Origin of the sequence: Shewanella sp. W3-18-1, from assembly GCF_000015185.1 — a bacterium.
Classification (GTDB): domain Bacteria; phylum Pseudomonadota; class Gammaproteobacteria; order Enterobacterales; family Shewanellaceae; genus Shewanella; species Shewanella putrefaciens.
Genome location: NC_008750.1, coordinates 1,325,795 through 1,340,653 on the forward strand (window position 1 = coordinate 1,325,795; position 14,859 = coordinate 1,340,653).

The following is a 14,859-nucleotide window of genomic DNA, read 5'->3' on the forward strand; positions in this document are numbered from 1 at the left end:
TCATGTGGGAGATCTATTCCATCGGGGATTCGGCATTTTTAGAGCAGGTCTTGAACGCTGTCGCGATGATTACTGGTACAGGCGACTTTACTTCAATGGTTCGCATTGGCTTGCTCATTGGGGTATTGATGGTCTCTGTTCAGGCCTTAATGCAAGGCGGTCGTGGCATTAACTTTCAACACGTTTTAGTCTCATGGCTAGTCTTTGCAACCATGTTTGGACCCAGTACCCGAGTGAGCATTGAGGATGCGTACACGGGACAAGTTCGAGTGGTTGATAATGTGCCCATCGGTGTTGCTGCCGCAGGCAGTACGATTTCAACTGTCGGCTTTCAAATCACGCGATTGTTTGAAACGGCGTTCTCAACTCCCGCCATGACGGAATACGGCTTTGCATCCAGTTTACAGTCACTGATTAAAGTGAGAAAACAGGTGATGGATCGCTCGGGGTTGGGTGATGCAAATCGTGTCGGTGGCTCAGATATCGAGCAATCGTGGTTTAACTACATCAAAGAATGCACCTTGATTGGCATCGACATCGGCCAAAAGAACCTAGATCAGGTGCTGAGTGATCCTAACCCGATGACTGCGATTAGGTTTGATTCGCGCATATATGGCACACGCATCATGCTAAGTGGTAGCAGTAGCGATCTGGACTGCACCGATGCCTATAGCCAACTGAAACTCATGACAGAATCAACCTTCATTCCGAGGCTTAAACAGGTTCTGTCAGCCTCATTGGGGACTTCGTCAGCAACGGATACTGATGACGTGATCCGAAATGCACTGAATAACCTTGGTTTGGCTTTGGTTAACACCCAAGAGTACATGACCGCGTCAGTGCTTTTGCCTATTTATGAGCAAAGCGTGACGGGCAAGTATATGGATGATCAAGCTTTCACCGCCGCCGTTATGGTTAATCAAGCGATTGAACAGCGCAATACACAATGGGCGGCGGAGCAGACTCTTTTCCAAAGTATCGTTCGTCCGATGATGACGTTTTTTGAGGGTTTCATTTACGCCATCACCCCTTTGATGGCCTTTGTGATAGCCCTAGGCCAAATCGGGATGCGAATGGCTGGGAAGTACTTGTTAATCCTGCTTTGGATTCAACTTTGGATGCCTGTCATGGCTATCATTAACCTGTATATTCATTTAACCGTTGCAGGGAAAATGTCGGCTCTTGATGCCTTTGCAGGTACAGAAGTGCCATCTTTTGCTGGGTTGATGCAGATGGATTCAGTGCTGCAAACCTGGATAGCTACTGGCGGCATGTTGGCGTCGAGTGTTCCGGCAATTTCGCTCATGCTCGTGTATGGCTCAGCAATAACTGCAACCCACTTGGCTGGACGTCTTCAAAACGGTGATGCCATTGATGAAAAGATGGCAAGTCCAGATGTCGCGAAAAATGCCCCGGTGATGCAATCACAGTCAATGTTCCAAAATTCAGCCCTCACTGGTTCTGCTATGACCGGCGCGTCAAACCTACTTAGCAGTTTCTCTGTCGGAAATGCGGTGGGTTCAATGGTCGGCTCTGCAAAAGAATCCATGACTCAGGCAACTCAAGCCTTTAGCCGTCAAGTTGGCAATACCATGAGCCGAACTTTTGGTGAAAAGCTAAGTTACGACAATCTATCTTCAGTTGGACGTCAAATCGGTTCTTCTAATTCCGCATCTAGCGCCGTTGTTAATCAGGTTACTGATGACCTACAAACTCGGTATGGTTTCGGAGACGATAAAAAAGATGCTGTACGTGGCTTGGTATCTGGCGTGTTATCGGGAGGCCTAAGGGTCGGTGGCGATGGAACTATTACTAATCCCGGTGAGAAAGAAGTTGCTGATAAGGGTTTTCTTGGAAGGCTTCTTGGTACGGGCGGCAATGATTCTCCACAGGGCAACTTGCCAGGAATGGATAAGCCAGATTCATCTCGTGTACCAAAACTATCAAGGGTACGAGCTGGGTTGGATCTAGGTGGTAACTTTAGTGGCCAAGTTGAGTCGTCAGAAGGCAGTTCTCGGTCTACGACCGCAAATACGCTCACTGGGGAGATGCAAAGCTTGGCATCGAGTGATTCACGACGTGCTGAGTTTCGCGATGCGATGGTTAAGGACCTTTCAGATTCAAGACGCTCTGGCGTTGAGATGTCGTTGTCTAATCAAGACTATCAGTCACTTCAGAGTTCAGCACAAGACGTTATCACGGCATCAAACCGCTTTAGTGAGCTTGATCAGGCCAGCTACAGTCTATCAGGACAAAGGAACACGGATGGTGCGACGTTAACTCGATTAGCAGCGGATAATCCTGAAGTCATGGATTATTTAGGTCGCTATATGAACCAGCATGTTGAAGCAGGTAACCGATTACGTGAAAACCTTCCAATGTATCAGCGCTTGCTACCTGATGATAATCAGGCGTATGTGGCCGCAGCTATGGAGTCTTTAACCTATAGCAACTCCTCGACGCCCGCTGAACGAGACAATGACTATCAAGCAGCAATGACTGTTATGGCCATGGCTACCGGAGCCGATTTACGATCAATTCAGCCACGCTCTAATGAAGGCTTGTCATCAACGGCACCTACTTTTGGTGGCACTCAAAGCCAAGTTGAATCCGGTGTTCTGGGAGGCTATGAGGGTGCTGCAAGAGTTCAAACGCAGTTCAATTCGGCTCAATCTGCTTACCAAACCAATCTTTCTGGTGTAGATGGACAGCTGAATGCGCATCAGCAACAAGCCCAGCAGGCCGTAGCTTCTGACACAAGTACCTATCAATCTGGACTAAACAGTGAAGCTGGCTCTCAGTGGCGATCTCGCATTATGGCTGATGATAGCGGAGTCTCTGGTGCTGAAATGTTCTTCAACAGCGCCAGTGCTATTGGTGATTTCAGTGGCAAGCATACTGATGCAGCTCTGCATACCTTGAATCACTTTGGCGAAGACTATGAGAGTTACAAAGAACAAGCGCTTGAAGATCCTGGCTCACGAGGTTTCTTGCACAACGCAACGGTGGCCAGCAAATCAACCTGGGATGGGTTAAAAGCCGCCGTTGATGCCGGAACCTCTTTGGAAAATCCATTGACGGCGTTTAATGATGCATACAGTGGATCGAGTTCGCAGTATGCCTCCGAAGTAAACTGGGGCACTAAGTCTGAAGCCATGTTGGCGGGGGCATTTGGTGCGGCAGTTAACAATCGATATGGTGAGTTCTTAGAACAGTATGCCGATGATTTCAAACAGGAAGCATACAGCGAAGGGCAGAGAATGGGATTGACCCCGATTCAAAGTCAAGTGTTCGCTCAAGCTTTCAATGAAGGTTTGGCGGGACGCGTATTCAACTCTGAAGACTCATCGAGTTGGTCGCCTGAAATGCTAGGTCTAAGGGAGCAAATGCTAAATGAGTATCGTCAAAAGGATGAGAGTGGCGCTTACATCCCTGACAGTGTGTCCGAAGAAGATAAAGCATTTGTGGATAAGCAGATAGCGGTGATCTCAAATGCATCGCTAGCGGGAGATTATGCTCAGAACAACTTGATCGATATTAGGGCTTATAACCAGGCATCAGGAAGGAACTGAAAATAGAAGGTAGCCAGCTTGTGGTGGGCTGGCTATTTTTTTGGCTTTTTGGGATACCTTGGATAAAAGCCATCAAAAAACGAATGGAGCTTATACCAATACCATTTTTCTTCAATGCTCAAAGTTCTACCCGAATCTTTAACTTGGCTACTCAAGAATCTAATTCCAGTACAAATAGCTATGAAAAAGAGTCCCAAACCAACAATTGTCCAACTCGCTTGCCAATATGCGATTGCTAAAAGCATCGTGATGATGGCTATTAGGCCGATGGGGTTACAGGTCGCTTTGAATCCCAAGTAGCCGAAAAAAACGACGGTGCAGAACAGAAATGGTAAAGCCGCTAACTTGGCTGATGCTGTTAATATTTCTGATGGAAAAAAATGAGCCGCAGCCAAAGTCGCCAGAAAAAGCCCCAGTGATATAAACCAGCAGCGTGCTGGTAAAGATTTAAGTAAGTTTGTCATCTTCTTAGTACTCTCAAAGTGCACGGGCGGTGCACAATCAAATCATGCATCAGCATGTTAGTTCTCAAAAAGTGCTCTAGTGGTTTGCTCGGCCATAATCTCACACACAGGACATTTAAGCTGAATACGCTGTTGAGATACCGTCAAATAAAGACTGCCGCATCGACACCGGTGTAAGGATGCTAGTTGTGATCTTAAATCACGAGCTAGAACCCAACCTTCATTGATGGTCAGTTTTTTCCAGGGGATCTCAGCTGGAAGATCTGCTTCTTCTCTTGCAACCAAGTACGCATCGTAAGCCTTCATCAAAGCATCGATATTTAATTGCTTGTAGACATTATCACCACCAATATTGACATAAAGCGCCATCAGCAGGGAGCCTTCAACTAAGGCTCTTCTGCTTTTAACGATGGCATCAGATTCTGGCAATTGACCAGGACAAGGTGACTTGCCAGTCACTTCTTTGTGGAGTCTTCTGATAATGTGGATTGGCAAACCTGTATCGAGCGCGATAATGGTGGTTCGAAATCCGTATTTAATAAGCAGCGAGGCTCGGGTAAACAACTCACTTTTGGACAGGTTATCAATCATGCATCCCCCTTGTTGTTTAGGGTTGATAATAAATAAGCGATTCTTGTGATACCTGTGCCTTTGCTCTTCACCATCTCAATCAGTTGGCTTTGGTTACCCCTTGGTTGAAACAGCATGAATGATGAGGTCGCCACTCGTTGCAGGTCGTCAACTCCAGCATTAATCAGCGCATCAACCACATCGCGTGTAAGTCCAAAGCGCAAGACGGCCTCTTGCGGATCAATGCGCGCCAATTCCCGTGCTGCGTGTAGGTATGCCAAATTTAATTGATAGAAGTCTTGTTGATTGGTTGTCATTGACGGACCTCCAGTTCATGTAAAATATTGCGATAGATAGAAAGCACTCTTTGCCCATACCAGCGTGCACGCTCTTCGTTCCAACTGTGATAGCGGCCTATGCCAAGCTCTAAATCGTTTGGTGAAGACTTGATTGCTTCGGCCAAAATACTGGAGCCGACAGTAAGGTTGGTGATGGGGTCTAGCAGTTCGGCTGCTGAGCTCACTCGATGCCCATGCCAATGCAAATTGATTTGCATAAGGCCAATATCGAGCTGGTATTTTTCACTCTCTTGAAGTGCCTGGTTTAACAGTTGCTCCGCTTCTGTCTTAGATTTGGCGTAGGTTGCGTTTGAACCATTGCGAATTGCGTATGGCCATGGACTGGTCATGTTAAGACCTCGATGTGAGGCGGACTCAGCCAAGGCAACGGCGTAGAGCATGACTGGATCAATACCAACACTTTGTGCTGCTTTTTCCCACTGATAGCCCGGAAACGCATAGACTGAAGTGCTTGCGGACATGGCTATCACTAGGGCAACGGTTTTTGCTTTAATCGTTTTCATTTTTGTCCTCTAATTGATTTCCGAGAAGCGCCTGAATGGCTTTCGGGCTTATTCTTTTCAAAGGCACTGCGCTAAAATTGGCGATGCCTCTCGTGTAAACTTGTGCCGCTTTTGACCAGTCACCCACGGCAACAGGCGCTTGCATATCAAATCCTTTTTGCTGGTTCTGATGGTCTGCAATACCCTGTAATAGCCTTGGGTATTCACCCACTTCGTCCCGCAGCAAGTAAGCCTGGTAGCGTGTTAAAAACTCTTTTTGCTTAAAGGGGTATTCCCTATCATCAACTTTGCAGAGTTCAACCCATCCCCCCATGTCTGAAATCACGCGGTGGATAAGTGCATCGTCAAACATCACGGATGTCCAAGCGCCAACCTGACGAACAGCCTTGTCAACTTTGTTCCAAGCAACCATGGCTCTTGAACCCGAGTTGCCATCGATATGCTTGATGACGTCAGCGGGCTTTGGAAAAAATTGCCCAGTATCCGGTGATTGAATATGCCGAGTCAGACCGATTCGCACTTCTTCAATGCTATAAGCACGAAGGGCTTCAAATGCGATGGATAGCAATTGCGGTGATACGCTTTTGCCATACATGGCCCAAGCTGCTCCCCAAACTTCAGCAAACTCGCGTTTATCAACCTCCTGCACTTGAACGAACCTCCCTAATACCTGGTCCGGCCCAGCTTTCAGCGATGCGACGATTGCTTTCTTCAATATTCAATTGGTGATTGCTGCCCTTTAGGCTCGTCGATGATTGCTGTACTTCATCAATGCGAACGTACTCGTCTTCCCATTGCCGGTTTAAAAGCCAATTATGTGGCATAGGGGTCTTAGTCCGATCTTGATACTGCAATCGGTTGTCTCGTTGCTCTTTCCAGCGTGTTAGCACTTCCAAGGCGAGTTCATGGTCTTCATTGAGGCCCATGCGTAGCCATTCTTCTTTGGCTTTCGCTTTTTTTTCTTTGCGTATTTGTACATCCCAGAAGTCTTCAAACTGTATGTGGTCAACAGTTTTAACTGTTGGTTTATTGCTCCTCTCAGAGTCATCCGACCGTTGAGAGTCCCTTACTGGGTTGCCATCAGGCATAAACAATGATGAAAATTCTTCTGGTAGCCGAGCTTGAAAAGCGGCAAGAGATTTCAAAAGCGATGCCATACCAACGAAGTCGGCAGGTACATCTTTAAACAACCGAAAGGCTGCCTTACCTTGGTTTGGGTTTTCGATTGGGTTGTGCTTCAGAAAGCTCCGAATCAAAGTCCAACCGGATTCCTCGCAACGAATCAGGAACTGATCTTGTTCTAACTCATTTAGAGCCTTGGCAACCTGTTGATCATCCCAGTTCAAGTCAGAAGCAACGTAACCAATCGGCAACCGAAAGCAGCCAAGCAAATTACAATGTGGGCATGTAAGCAAATACAGTCCTAGCAACTTCGCAGAGTCACTCCAGGACAAAACGTTTTGCTTTAGCCAAAAGCGGGTATAGACCTTGCCATAATCACGCATGGAGGTACTCGCTTCTGTGTTTACGTAAAATGCTGACCATTACTTGCCCTTAATCCTACTGGTTACTGGCTTTCAGCTCGCTTTGGCCTTCGGGATAGATGTCCGGTCTTAACTGGGATCGGGTTACCTGTCCTTGCGTAGCTTGTTCGATGGGTAAAACGAATTCAGCGGGAACACGGCCTGATTTATTCAACCAAAACCAGACGTTTTGCTGTTTTGAGTTGATGGCTCGCGCTAATGCTGATTGCCCGCCGACCAAGTCAATGGCACGGCGGAGATGTTTTTGTGTCGTGTTGAACACTTCCATACCGTCTCCTGTTACAATAAAAACTGTTACAAGATTGAATGTTACAGTTTAAACTGTAGATAAGTCAACAGTTAAAATTGTTGAAAGGCTACAGTTTTATTTGTAGAATACGGGCTTATGAAAACTTTATCCGAACGACTAAACCATGCCTTGCAGCTTACTGGGGTGACTCAGTCTGAGTTGGCTCGTCGCATTGGTATCAAACAGCAGTCGATCAGCCAGATTTGCTCTGGTAAATCGGCTAGGTCTCGTTACACCATGCAGATCGCGGAGGCGCTTCGCGTGAATGCTCATTGGCTCGCCACAGGTGATGGCGAGATTGGCTTGGGGGTCGGTAATGTAGAAGTCGGGCCTGATATTAAGGGAAGAATTCCTCTCATTAACTGGGTTCAGGCCGGTGATTGGACTGAAATAGCGGAGGGATTTGCCCATGAAGATGCTGAGGAGTGGCGTGAAGTCACTGGGAAAGCACATGAGGGTTGTTTCGCACTTCGCGTAAAAGGCGACAGTATGGAAAATCCAAGCGGAAAAAAATCCATACCTGAGGGAGCAGTGATCGTTGTTGATCCTGAGTTACCGTACTCTTCAGGTTCATTGGTTGTTGCGCGTTTGGATGATTCGAAAGAAGCAACCTTTAAGCAGTTGGTTATTGATGGTGAACAGAAGTACCTAAAACCTTTGAACCCACAATACCCTGCAATACCGATCAACGGCAACTGCACCATCATTGGTGTAGTACGACAAGCTATCATCGATTTTTGGTAGCGAAGGAATTTGTGGTTTAGCCACAGTTGTTCATGAGCTGAAGAAGCAACGATTGCAAACAGCTACAACTGAGCATTGGCGCACGCTGAGAGTAAATGGTAACCGATTAGATAACCATTGATTGTTTATAAAGTCAAGATCAGCGAAAATAGCGGCCAATTACGATTAACACGACGGATTTGACAAGCGAAGAACTGAAAAGAGAGTACTTCCAAAAGTGTGTACAAATCCGTGTACAAACTAAAAGAATTTATACATGGCAAACCAAGATTTTCTTAATGAAATCAATAAGCGAAGGACCTTTGCTATCATCTCGCACCCCGACGCGGGTAAAACAACCATTACCGAGAAAGTGCTGTTATTCGGAAACGCTTTACAAAAAGCGGGTACGGTTAAAGGTAAAAAATCGGGTCAGCATGCAAAGTCTGACTGGATGGAAATGGAAAAAGACCGCGGTATTTCGATTACTACGTCTGTCATGCAATTTCCCTATGGTGGCGCCCTCGTTAACCTACTCGATACGCCTGGTCACGAAGACTTCTCCGAAGATACTTATCGTACTTTGACTGCGGTTGACTCATGTCTGATGGTGATCGACTCTGCAAAGGGTGTCGAAGACCGAACAATCAAGTTGATGGAAGTGACTCGTCTGCGTGATACGCCGATCGTGACTTTTATGAACAAACTCGACCGTGATATCCGTGATCCTATCGATTTGATGGATGAAGTCGAAAACGTACTGAATATTGCTTGTGCTCCTATTACTTGGCCTATTGGCAGCGGTAAAGAATTTAAAGGCGTATACCATATTCTGCGTGATGAAGTCGTGTTGTATCAAAGCGGTATGGGTCATACGATTCAAGAACGTCGTGTGATTGAAGGCATTAATAATCCAGATCTTGATAAAGCGATTGGTAGTTATGCTGCCGATTTACGTGATGAGATGGAATTAGTGCGCGGTGCGTCGAATGAGTTTGATCATGCGGCTTTCTTGAAAGGCGAATTGACCCCCGTATTTTTTGGTACTGCTTTAGGTAACTTTGGTGTTGATCATATTCTTGATGGCATTGTGGAATGGGCTCCTAAGCCATTACCACGAGAAAGTGACACTCGGGTGATCATGCCTGATGAGGAAAAGTTCACTGGATTCGTGTTCAAGATCCAAGCAAACATGGATCCCAAACACCGTGACCGTGTTGCCTTTATGCGTGTCTGTTCAGGCCGTTATGAACAGGGTATGAAGATGCACCATGTGCGTATTGGTAAAGATGTTAACGTCAGTGATGCCTTGACCTTTATGGCGGGCGATCGTGAGCGTGCCGAAGAAGCCTATCCTGGGGATATCATTGGCTTACATAACCATGGCACCATTCGTATTGGTGATACCTTTACTCAAGGTGAGAAATTCCGTTTTACAGGCGTACCTAATTTCGCCCCTGAAATGTTCCGCCGTATTCGTCTGCGTGATCCACTTAAGCAAAAACAACTACTAAAAGGCTTAGTTCAGTTATCTGAAGAAGGTGCTGTACAGGTATTCCGTCCTCTTGATACCAATGATTTAATTGTTGGTGCGGTGGGGGTACTACAGTTTGAAGTAGTTGTGGGACGTTTGAAGAGTGAGTATAACGTCGAGGCGATTTATGAAGGCATTAGCGTGTCGACTGCCCGCTGGGTTTATTGTAAAGATGAGCGTAAGCTAGAAGAGTTTCGCCGTAAGTGCAGCCAAAACTTGGCGCTTGATGGCGGCGACAACTTGACCTATATTGCGCCAACGATGGTTAACCTCAATCTTTCGATGGAAAGATATCCTGATATAGAGTTTGCGAAAACTCGCGAACATTAACTCTGTTAGGGTGATCATAGTTGTTGAAATGGCGGTAATTTACCGCCATTTTTGTATCTAATTTACTTTTCTGGATGCGGTTATGGCTAATTGGATCACAAAATCATGGCAAGCTTACATCCGGTGGTGTGATCGGATGGGATTAACACCTGAGAATCGTCGTTGTTGTATGCCGAGGCTTGAGGATCCTCCTTTGGTTTCAAAGCGTTCTTCCTGTTTGACGGAAGATAAGCAGGTTTCATCGCCTACTGATAAAACGTCTGAATGAGGCATTTTCTGTGCTAGATACCCATGCTCATTTGGACTTTGCTGAATTTGATGCGGATCGCAGTGATGTTGTGCTAAAAATGCATCAAGCTGGGATAAAAAACCTGATTATTCCTGGCGTTTCCCCTTCTCATTGGCAAAAACAACTTACCGTTGCAGAGCAATATCAAGCCTACTTTGCACTGGGTATTCACCCTTGGTTCTGTCCGCAGGATATCGATGCATCACTTCAAGCATTAGCATCTGAGGTATCAAGATGGATTGGGTGTTCTCGATTTGTTGCTATTGGTGAGTGTGGTTTAGATAAACTTTATTCTGCGACTTGGCCGCAACAACTGGCTTTTTTTGAAGCTCAATTACGGTTAGCAAAAGCCGTTAATCTGCCTGTTATTGTCCATAGTGTTAAAGCCCATTCAGAGACTTTAGATTGCTTAAAAAGATATCAATTACCTCGAGGTGGCGTAATACACGCTTTTTCTGGTAGTCCTGAAATCGCCCTCGAGTATATTAAATTAGGTTACAAGTTAGGAATTGGTGGTTTAATTATGAACCCCAATGCTAAAAAATTACTCAAAACGGTATGTGAACTCCCTCTCGAAAATTTCCTGCTTGAGACCGATTCGCCATCAATGGCGCCAATAAATGTTACTGAAAAACGTAATCAACCGGCGAATGCCGCTCTTTTTATAGACAAAATTGCCAATTTGCAAAAAAAATCAAGTGTTCTAATATCAGAACACTTGATGTTGAATGCTATGCAACTGTTTGACCTTTAGTTGTTTTTAATTAAACAGGTGTATGTCGCATTAGCATTCTTCACTAAGCGATTGAAATTAAACTCCAAAAATTTGATCAAAACGACGATTTTCGACTTTTCCTCGGGTATAATCTGACGCGGAAATAGGTTGATTAACAACATAATTAAAAAGTGTTAACAATAGGGTGATGGTTAATGAATATATTGATGAGTTTAGTAGGGGTGGTCACCCTACTTGCGATAGGTTTCCTCCTATCGAATAACAAAAAAGCAATTAATTTACGTACAGTGGGTGGTGCGTTAGCCATTCAAGCCGCCTTCGGTGGTTTTGTTCTGTATGTTCCCGTAGGTAAAGATATTCTGAAAAGTGTATCTGACGCCGTATCTAGCGTTATTGGTTATGCACAAAACGGTATTAGCTTCCTGTTTGGCGATTTAGCTAACTTCAAACTTGGTTTTATTTTCGCTGTTAACGTGTTGCCTGTTATCGTGTTCTTCTCTTCTTTAATCGCGGTACTGTACTACCTAGGTGTAATGCAGTGGGTCATCCGTATCATCGGTGGCGCGCTACAAAAAGCATTAGGTACAAGCCGTACTGAGTCTATGTCAGCAACTGCTAACATTTTCGTTGGTCAAACTGAAGCGCCTTTAGTGGTTCGTCCGTTTATTCCTACGATGACGCAGTCTGAACTGTTTGCGATCATGGTGGGTGGTTTAGCATCAATCGCGGGTTCAGTGTTAGCTGGTTACGCGCAAATGGGCGTGCCTATCGAATACTTAGTTGCCGCTTCATTCATGGCAGCACCAGGTGGCCTATTAATGGCGAAACTGATGCACCCAGAAACAGAAGCCGCTAAGAACGATATGGATGAATTACCAGAAGATCCTGATAAGCCAGCGAACGTGTTAGACGCTGCGGCTGCGGGTGCTTCATCTGGTATGCATTTAGCGCTGAACGTTGGTGCTATGTTGTTAGCCTTCGTAGGTTTGATCGCGATGATCAACGGTATCATCGGTGGTGTAGGCGGTTGGTTTGGTGTTGAAGGTTTAACACTTGAGCTGATCCTTGGCTACATTTTCATGCCATTAGCATTCTTAATTGGTGTGCCTTGGAACGAAGCGTTAGTAGCAGGTTCTTTCATCGGTCAAAAGATCGTTGTTAACGAATTCGTCGCTTACTTAAACTTTGCTCCATACTTAAAAGACATCGCTGATGGTGGCCTAGTTGTGGCTGAAACTGGTTTAGCAATGACTGACAGAACCAAAGCGATTATTTCGTTTGCACTGTGTGGTTTCGCTAACTTGTCTTCAATTGCGATTCTACTGGGTGGTTTAGGCGCTATGGCTCCTAACCGTCGCCATGATTTAGCTAAAATGGGTATTCGTGCGGTTATCGCCGGCTCTTTAGCTAACTTAATGAGCGCAACACTTGCTGGCTTATTCTTAGCTATCTAATTGTTAGCTATCTAAGTTTAAGGGGATGCGCTCCCCAAAACTGGGTCCAGCCCATTGCTGGACTGGACCCAAGTTAATTCAACCATTTTCCAATAGTGATTTCTGTCGTGAATTGTTTTTGCGATTACTAAGGCCAGATCACATCTACACTTGAGTTGTTATTCTGCCTTACCTATCGTCAATTCATGGTTAGGTTGGTTAATTGTGAAAAATAGGTCGCGACTTTGTTCACAATTAAGAATTTTGTGTTCGTGATTTTACGCTAGATTATTGAGATTTTTTTTAATCGAGGTAAAATGCGAGCGCCACAAAAAGAACGCTACCCTTGATGGTAGTAAACAAGATAAATGGGGTTGATGATGAAAAACGTTAAAACTTTAGCTTTAGCCGCTACCGCAGTAGCAGCAATCTCTGGTAACGCATTTGCCGCAGACCGTACAGACCTTCACGGCTCTGATTACAAGTGGATGCAGTTCAACGCTATGTACTCTATCGGTGAAAAACCAGAGAACCCAGCGTCTGGCGATCAGCACAACTACTTAGAAATGGAGTTTGGTGGTCGTTCTGGTATTTTCGATCTTTATGGTTATGTTGATATTTTCAACTTAGCGAATGAAAAAACTAGTAATGGCGACAAGAACCCAGGTTCTAAAACTAGTAAGCTATTTATGAAGTTTGCCCCACGTGTATCTATTGATGCATTAACAGGTAAAGATTTGTCTTTCGGCCCAGTACAAGAAGTTTACTTCTCTACTCTATTCAACTGGGACGGCCTAAACGGTGAAGGCGTTAACTCCACATTCTGGGGTGTTGGTGCCGATGTAAACGTACCTTGGTTAGGCAAAACTGGTATGAACCTATACGGTTACTACGATATGAACGCTAAAGAATGGAACGGTTACCAATTCTCTGCGAACTGGTTCAAGCCTTTCTATTTCTTCGATGATAAGAGCTTCCTATCATTCCAAGGTTATATCGATTACCAATTCGGTGCAGACGAAGCTTATTGGCCTGCAGTTGAAAATGGTCCATTAGTTAAAGGCAAGTCAACTAACGGTGGTAACATTTTCTTCGGTCTATACTGGCACTCAGAACGTTATGCTCTGGGCTATGGCCTAAAAGGCTTTAAAGATGTTTACTTGCTGACCGATGATGGTGCTACTGGTCTAGAATCAACAGGTTGGTCACACTACCTGTCTGCAACTTACAAGTTCTAATATCTTGTAAGACTTGTTGGAGCCGCATTTTGCGGCTCCATATTTAATGTGTCATGAATCTTTATCTAAACCCATTAAATGTTTGAGCAGTGTGTTTATATAAAGGTTTGTGTTTTTCTCGCGCTAAAATGGATTTTTCGCGGAAAAGTAGGAACAAGATTTTATTCGTATCCTCTCTTCCGGTCTTCAAGGATTCAAGTCGTGACCACTTATAGTCAGTTTAAGTGTCAGGATGCGTATGTGTTATGCATAGGCAAGATTGAATACCTAATAAAACGTAATTTGCCCTACACAAATTACTCGGCATCGCCTGAAGGCCCGGCCATAAAAATAATCACAATAATGCCACTTCTACGCGTTGCTTTATGCGACTGATTTCTATTTATTTTTCTTTTGGAGAGCTATTATGACTGATTTAAAAAAAGCTGCACAACGCGCCATTGAGTTAATGGATTTAACCACATTGAATGACGACGACACCGATCAAAAAGTCATCGATTTGTGCCACAAGGCGAAAACGCCAGCAGGTAACACCGCTGCAATTTGTATTTATCCACGTTTTATTCCTATCGCCCGTAAAACCCTAGATGAAATTGGTGCTGAAGATATCCAAATCGCCACTGTCACTAACTTCCCACACGGCAATGATGATATCGCCATTGCAGTATTAGAAACCCGTGCTGCTGTTGCCTATGGTGCCGACGAAGTTGACGTAGTATTCCCATACCGTGCGTTGATGGAAGGTAATGAAACGGTGGGTTTTGAGTTAGTGAAAGCCTGTAAAGAAGCCTGTGGTGAAGTCTTATTGAAAGTCATTATTGAATCAGGTGTATTAGCCGATCCTGCGCTTATTCGCCGTGCTTCTGAGCTTTCAATCGATGCGGGTGCTGATTTTATTAAAACCTCTACTGGTAAAGTACCTGTCAACGCCACACTTGAAGCGGCTGAAATCATGTTAACTGTGATCAGCGAGAAGAATACCCAAGTAGGCTTTAAGCCGGCTGGTGGTGTACGTGATGCTGCACAAGCGGCTGAGTTTTTAGGTGTTGCGGAACGTATTCTAGGTGCTGATTGGGTGTCTCCACGTACCTTTAGATTTGGTGCTTCAAGCTTATTAAACAGCTTGTTACACACACTAGAATTAGCCGATGCGCCTAAGCCGACTCAAGGTTATTAATCGCAAACTATCGCTGATTAATACTATCAGCCTATAGCGAGCCTAATTAAGTGTGACCTAAATCTATTTGATAAACTCAAAACTTCGATAGTATGAAC

At 44.9% G+C, this 14,859-nt stretch carries 15 protein-coding genes; 8 read left to right on the top strand and 7 right to left on the bottom strand.

Annotation, left to right across the window (positions count from 1 at the left end; translation table 11 throughout):
- Positions 1–2: 2 nt before the first annotated feature.
- Complete coding sequence (locus SPUTW3181_RS06065) at positions 3–3,572, top strand: conjugal transfer protein TraG N-terminal domain-containing protein (protein WP_011788530.1); 3,570 nt, start codon at positions 3–5, stop codon at positions 3,570–3,572.
- Positions 3,573–3,604: 32 nt separating this feature from the next.
- Here the strand turns inward: SPUTW3181_RS06065 and eexS are convergent, their stop codons facing one another.
- The 7 genes from eexS to SPUTW3181_RS06100 are packed head-to-tail and all read right to left on the bottom strand — an operon-like array spanning position 3,605 to position 7,280.
- Positions 3,605–4,036: an entry exclusion protein EexS gene (gene eexS / locus SPUTW3181_RS21555; protein WP_011788531.1), complete on the bottom strand. Its 432-nt coding sequence runs from the start codon at positions 4,034–4,036 to the stop codon at positions 3,605–3,607.
- A 57-nt stretch (positions 4,037–4,093) separates the two neighbouring features.
- Positions 4,094–4,627 (bottom strand): FlhC family transcriptional regulator, encoded by a 534-nt coding sequence (locus SPUTW3181_RS06075; RefSeq protein WP_000566753.1) that lies wholly within the window; start codon positions 4,625–4,627, stop codon positions 4,094–4,096.
- The gene (locus tag SPUTW3181_RS06080; protein ID WP_011788532.1) at positions 4,624–4,923 is read right to left on the bottom strand and encodes a flagellar transcriptional regulator FlhD; all 300 of its coding nucleotides are present in this window, start codon (positions 4,921–4,923) and stop codon (positions 4,624–4,626) included. The genes SPUTW3181_RS06075 and SPUTW3181_RS06080 overlap by 4 nt, the downstream gene beginning before the upstream one ends.
- The gene (locus tag SPUTW3181_RS06085) at positions 4,920–5,468 is read right to left on the bottom strand and encodes a lytic transglycosylase domain-containing protein (protein ID WP_000848909.1); all 549 of its coding nucleotides are present in this window, start codon (positions 5,466–5,468) and stop codon (positions 4,920–4,922) included. The genes SPUTW3181_RS06080 and SPUTW3181_RS06085 overlap by 4 nt, the downstream gene beginning before the upstream one ends.
- Positions 5,455–6,117: a DUF6475 domain-containing protein gene (locus SPUTW3181_RS06090; RefSeq protein ID WP_001158521.1), complete on the bottom strand. Its 663-nt coding sequence runs from the start codon at positions 6,115–6,117 to the stop codon at positions 5,455–5,457. The genes SPUTW3181_RS06085 and SPUTW3181_RS06090 overlap by 14 nt, the downstream gene beginning before the upstream one ends.
- A complete protein-coding gene (locus SPUTW3181_RS06095) occupies positions 6,104–6,973 on the bottom strand; it encodes a hypothetical protein (protein ID WP_011788533.1) in 870 nt (289 codons plus the stop codon). Before SPUTW3181_RS06095 ends, SPUTW3181_RS06090 begins: the two co-directional genes overlap by 14 nt.
- A 55-nt stretch (positions 6,974–7,028) precedes the next feature.
- Positions 7,029–7,280 (bottom strand): transcriptional regulator, encoded by a 252-nt coding sequence (locus SPUTW3181_RS06100; protein WP_011788534.1) that lies wholly within the window; start codon positions 7,278–7,280, stop codon positions 7,029–7,031.
- Positions 7,281–7,397: 117 nt separating this feature from the next.
- Between SPUTW3181_RS06100 and SPUTW3181_RS06105 the strand changes: the two genes are divergently transcribed.
- From SPUTW3181_RS06105 to deoC, 7 genes are all read left to right on the top strand, one after another.
- Positions 7,398–8,045 carry a LexA family protein gene (locus SPUTW3181_RS06105; protein WP_000854920.1) on the top strand — a complete coding sequence of 216 codons (648 nt, stop codon included), beginning with the start codon at positions 7,398–7,400 and terminating at the stop codon, positions 8,043–8,045.
- Between the two features lie 256 nt (positions 8,046–8,301).
- Positions 8,302–9,888, top strand: a complete 1,587-nt coding sequence (gene prfC / locus SPUTW3181_RS06110; RefSeq protein ID WP_011788535.1) for a peptide chain release factor 3 — start codon at positions 8,302–8,304, stop codon at positions 9,886–9,888.
- An 82-nt stretch (positions 9,889–9,970) separates the two neighbouring features.
- The gene (locus tag SPUTW3181_RS22265; RefSeq protein ID WP_011788536.1) at positions 9,971–10,156 is read left to right on the top strand and encodes a hypothetical protein; all 186 of its coding nucleotides are present in this window, start codon (positions 9,971–9,973) and stop codon (positions 10,154–10,156) included.
- 10 nt (positions 10,157–10,166) lie between these two features.
- Positions 10,167–10,931 (top strand): TatD family hydrolase, encoded by a 765-nt coding sequence (locus SPUTW3181_RS06120; RefSeq protein ID WP_011788537.1) that lies wholly within the window; start codon positions 10,167–10,169, stop codon positions 10,929–10,931.
- 176 nt (positions 10,932–11,107) lie between these two features.
- The gene (locus SPUTW3181_RS06125; RefSeq protein WP_011788538.1) at positions 11,108–12,367 is read left to right on the top strand and encodes a NupC/NupG family nucleoside CNT transporter; all 1,260 of its coding nucleotides are present in this window, start codon (positions 11,108–11,110) and stop codon (positions 12,365–12,367) included.
- 359 nt (positions 12,368–12,726) lie between these two features.
- Positions 12,727–13,584, top strand: coding sequence for an outer membrane protein OmpK (locus SPUTW3181_RS06130; protein ID WP_011788539.1), 858 nt, complete (start codon positions 12,727–12,729; stop codon positions 13,582–13,584).
- A gap of 406 nt (positions 13,585–13,990) precedes the next feature.
- Positions 13,991–14,761 (top strand): deoxyribose-phosphate aldolase, encoded by a 771-nt coding sequence (gene deoC, locus SPUTW3181_RS06135; RefSeq protein ID WP_011788540.1) that lies wholly within the window; start codon positions 13,991–13,993, stop codon positions 14,759–14,761.
- Positions 14,762–14,859 lie beyond the last annotated feature (98 nt).

Coding starts and splice junctions, on each gene's coding strand:
- SPUTW3181_RS06065 (WP_011788530.1), top strand. CDS start 3: ATGTGGGAGATCTATTCCATCGGGGATTCGGCATTTTTAGAGCAGGTC.
- eexS (WP_011788531.1), bottom strand. CDS start 4,036: ATGACAAACTTACTTAAATCTTTACCAGCACGCTGCTGGTTTATATCA.
- SPUTW3181_RS06075 (WP_000566753.1), bottom strand. CDS start 4,627: ATGATTGATAACCTGTCCAAAAGTGAGTTGTTTACCCGAGCCTCGCTG.
- SPUTW3181_RS06080 (WP_011788532.1), bottom strand. CDS start 4,923: ATGACAACCAATCAACAAGACTTCTATCAATTAAATTTGGCATACCTA.
- SPUTW3181_RS06085 (WP_000848909.1), bottom strand. CDS start 5,468: ATGAAAACGATTAAAGCAAAAACCGTTGCCCTAGTGATAGCCATGTCC.
- SPUTW3181_RS06095 (WP_011788533.1), bottom strand. CDS start 6,973: ATGCGTGATTATGGCAAGGTCTATACCCGCTTTTGGCTAAAGCAAAAC.
- SPUTW3181_RS06100 (WP_011788534.1), bottom strand. CDS start 7,280: ATGGAAGTGTTCAACACGACACAAAAACATCTCCGCCGTGCCATTGAC.
- SPUTW3181_RS06105 (WP_000854920.1), top strand. CDS start 7,398: ATGAAAACTTTATCCGAACGACTAAACCATGCCTTGCAGCTTACTGGG.
- prfC (WP_011788535.1), top strand. CDS start 8,302: ATGGCAAACCAAGATTTTCTTAATGAAATCAATAAGCGAAGGACCTTT.
- SPUTW3181_RS22265 (WP_011788536.1), top strand. CDS start 9,971: ATGGCTAATTGGATCACAAAATCATGGCAAGCTTACATCCGGTGGTGT.
- SPUTW3181_RS06125 (WP_011788538.1), top strand. CDS start 11,108: ATGAATATATTGATGAGTTTAGTAGGGGTGGTCACCCTACTTGCGATA.
- SPUTW3181_RS06130 (WP_011788539.1), top strand. CDS start 12,727: ATGAAAAACGTTAAAACTTTAGCTTTAGCCGCTACCGCAGTAGCAGCA.
- deoC (WP_011788540.1), top strand. CDS start 13,991: ATGACTGATTTAAAAAAAGCTGCACAACGCGCCATTGAGTTAATGGAT.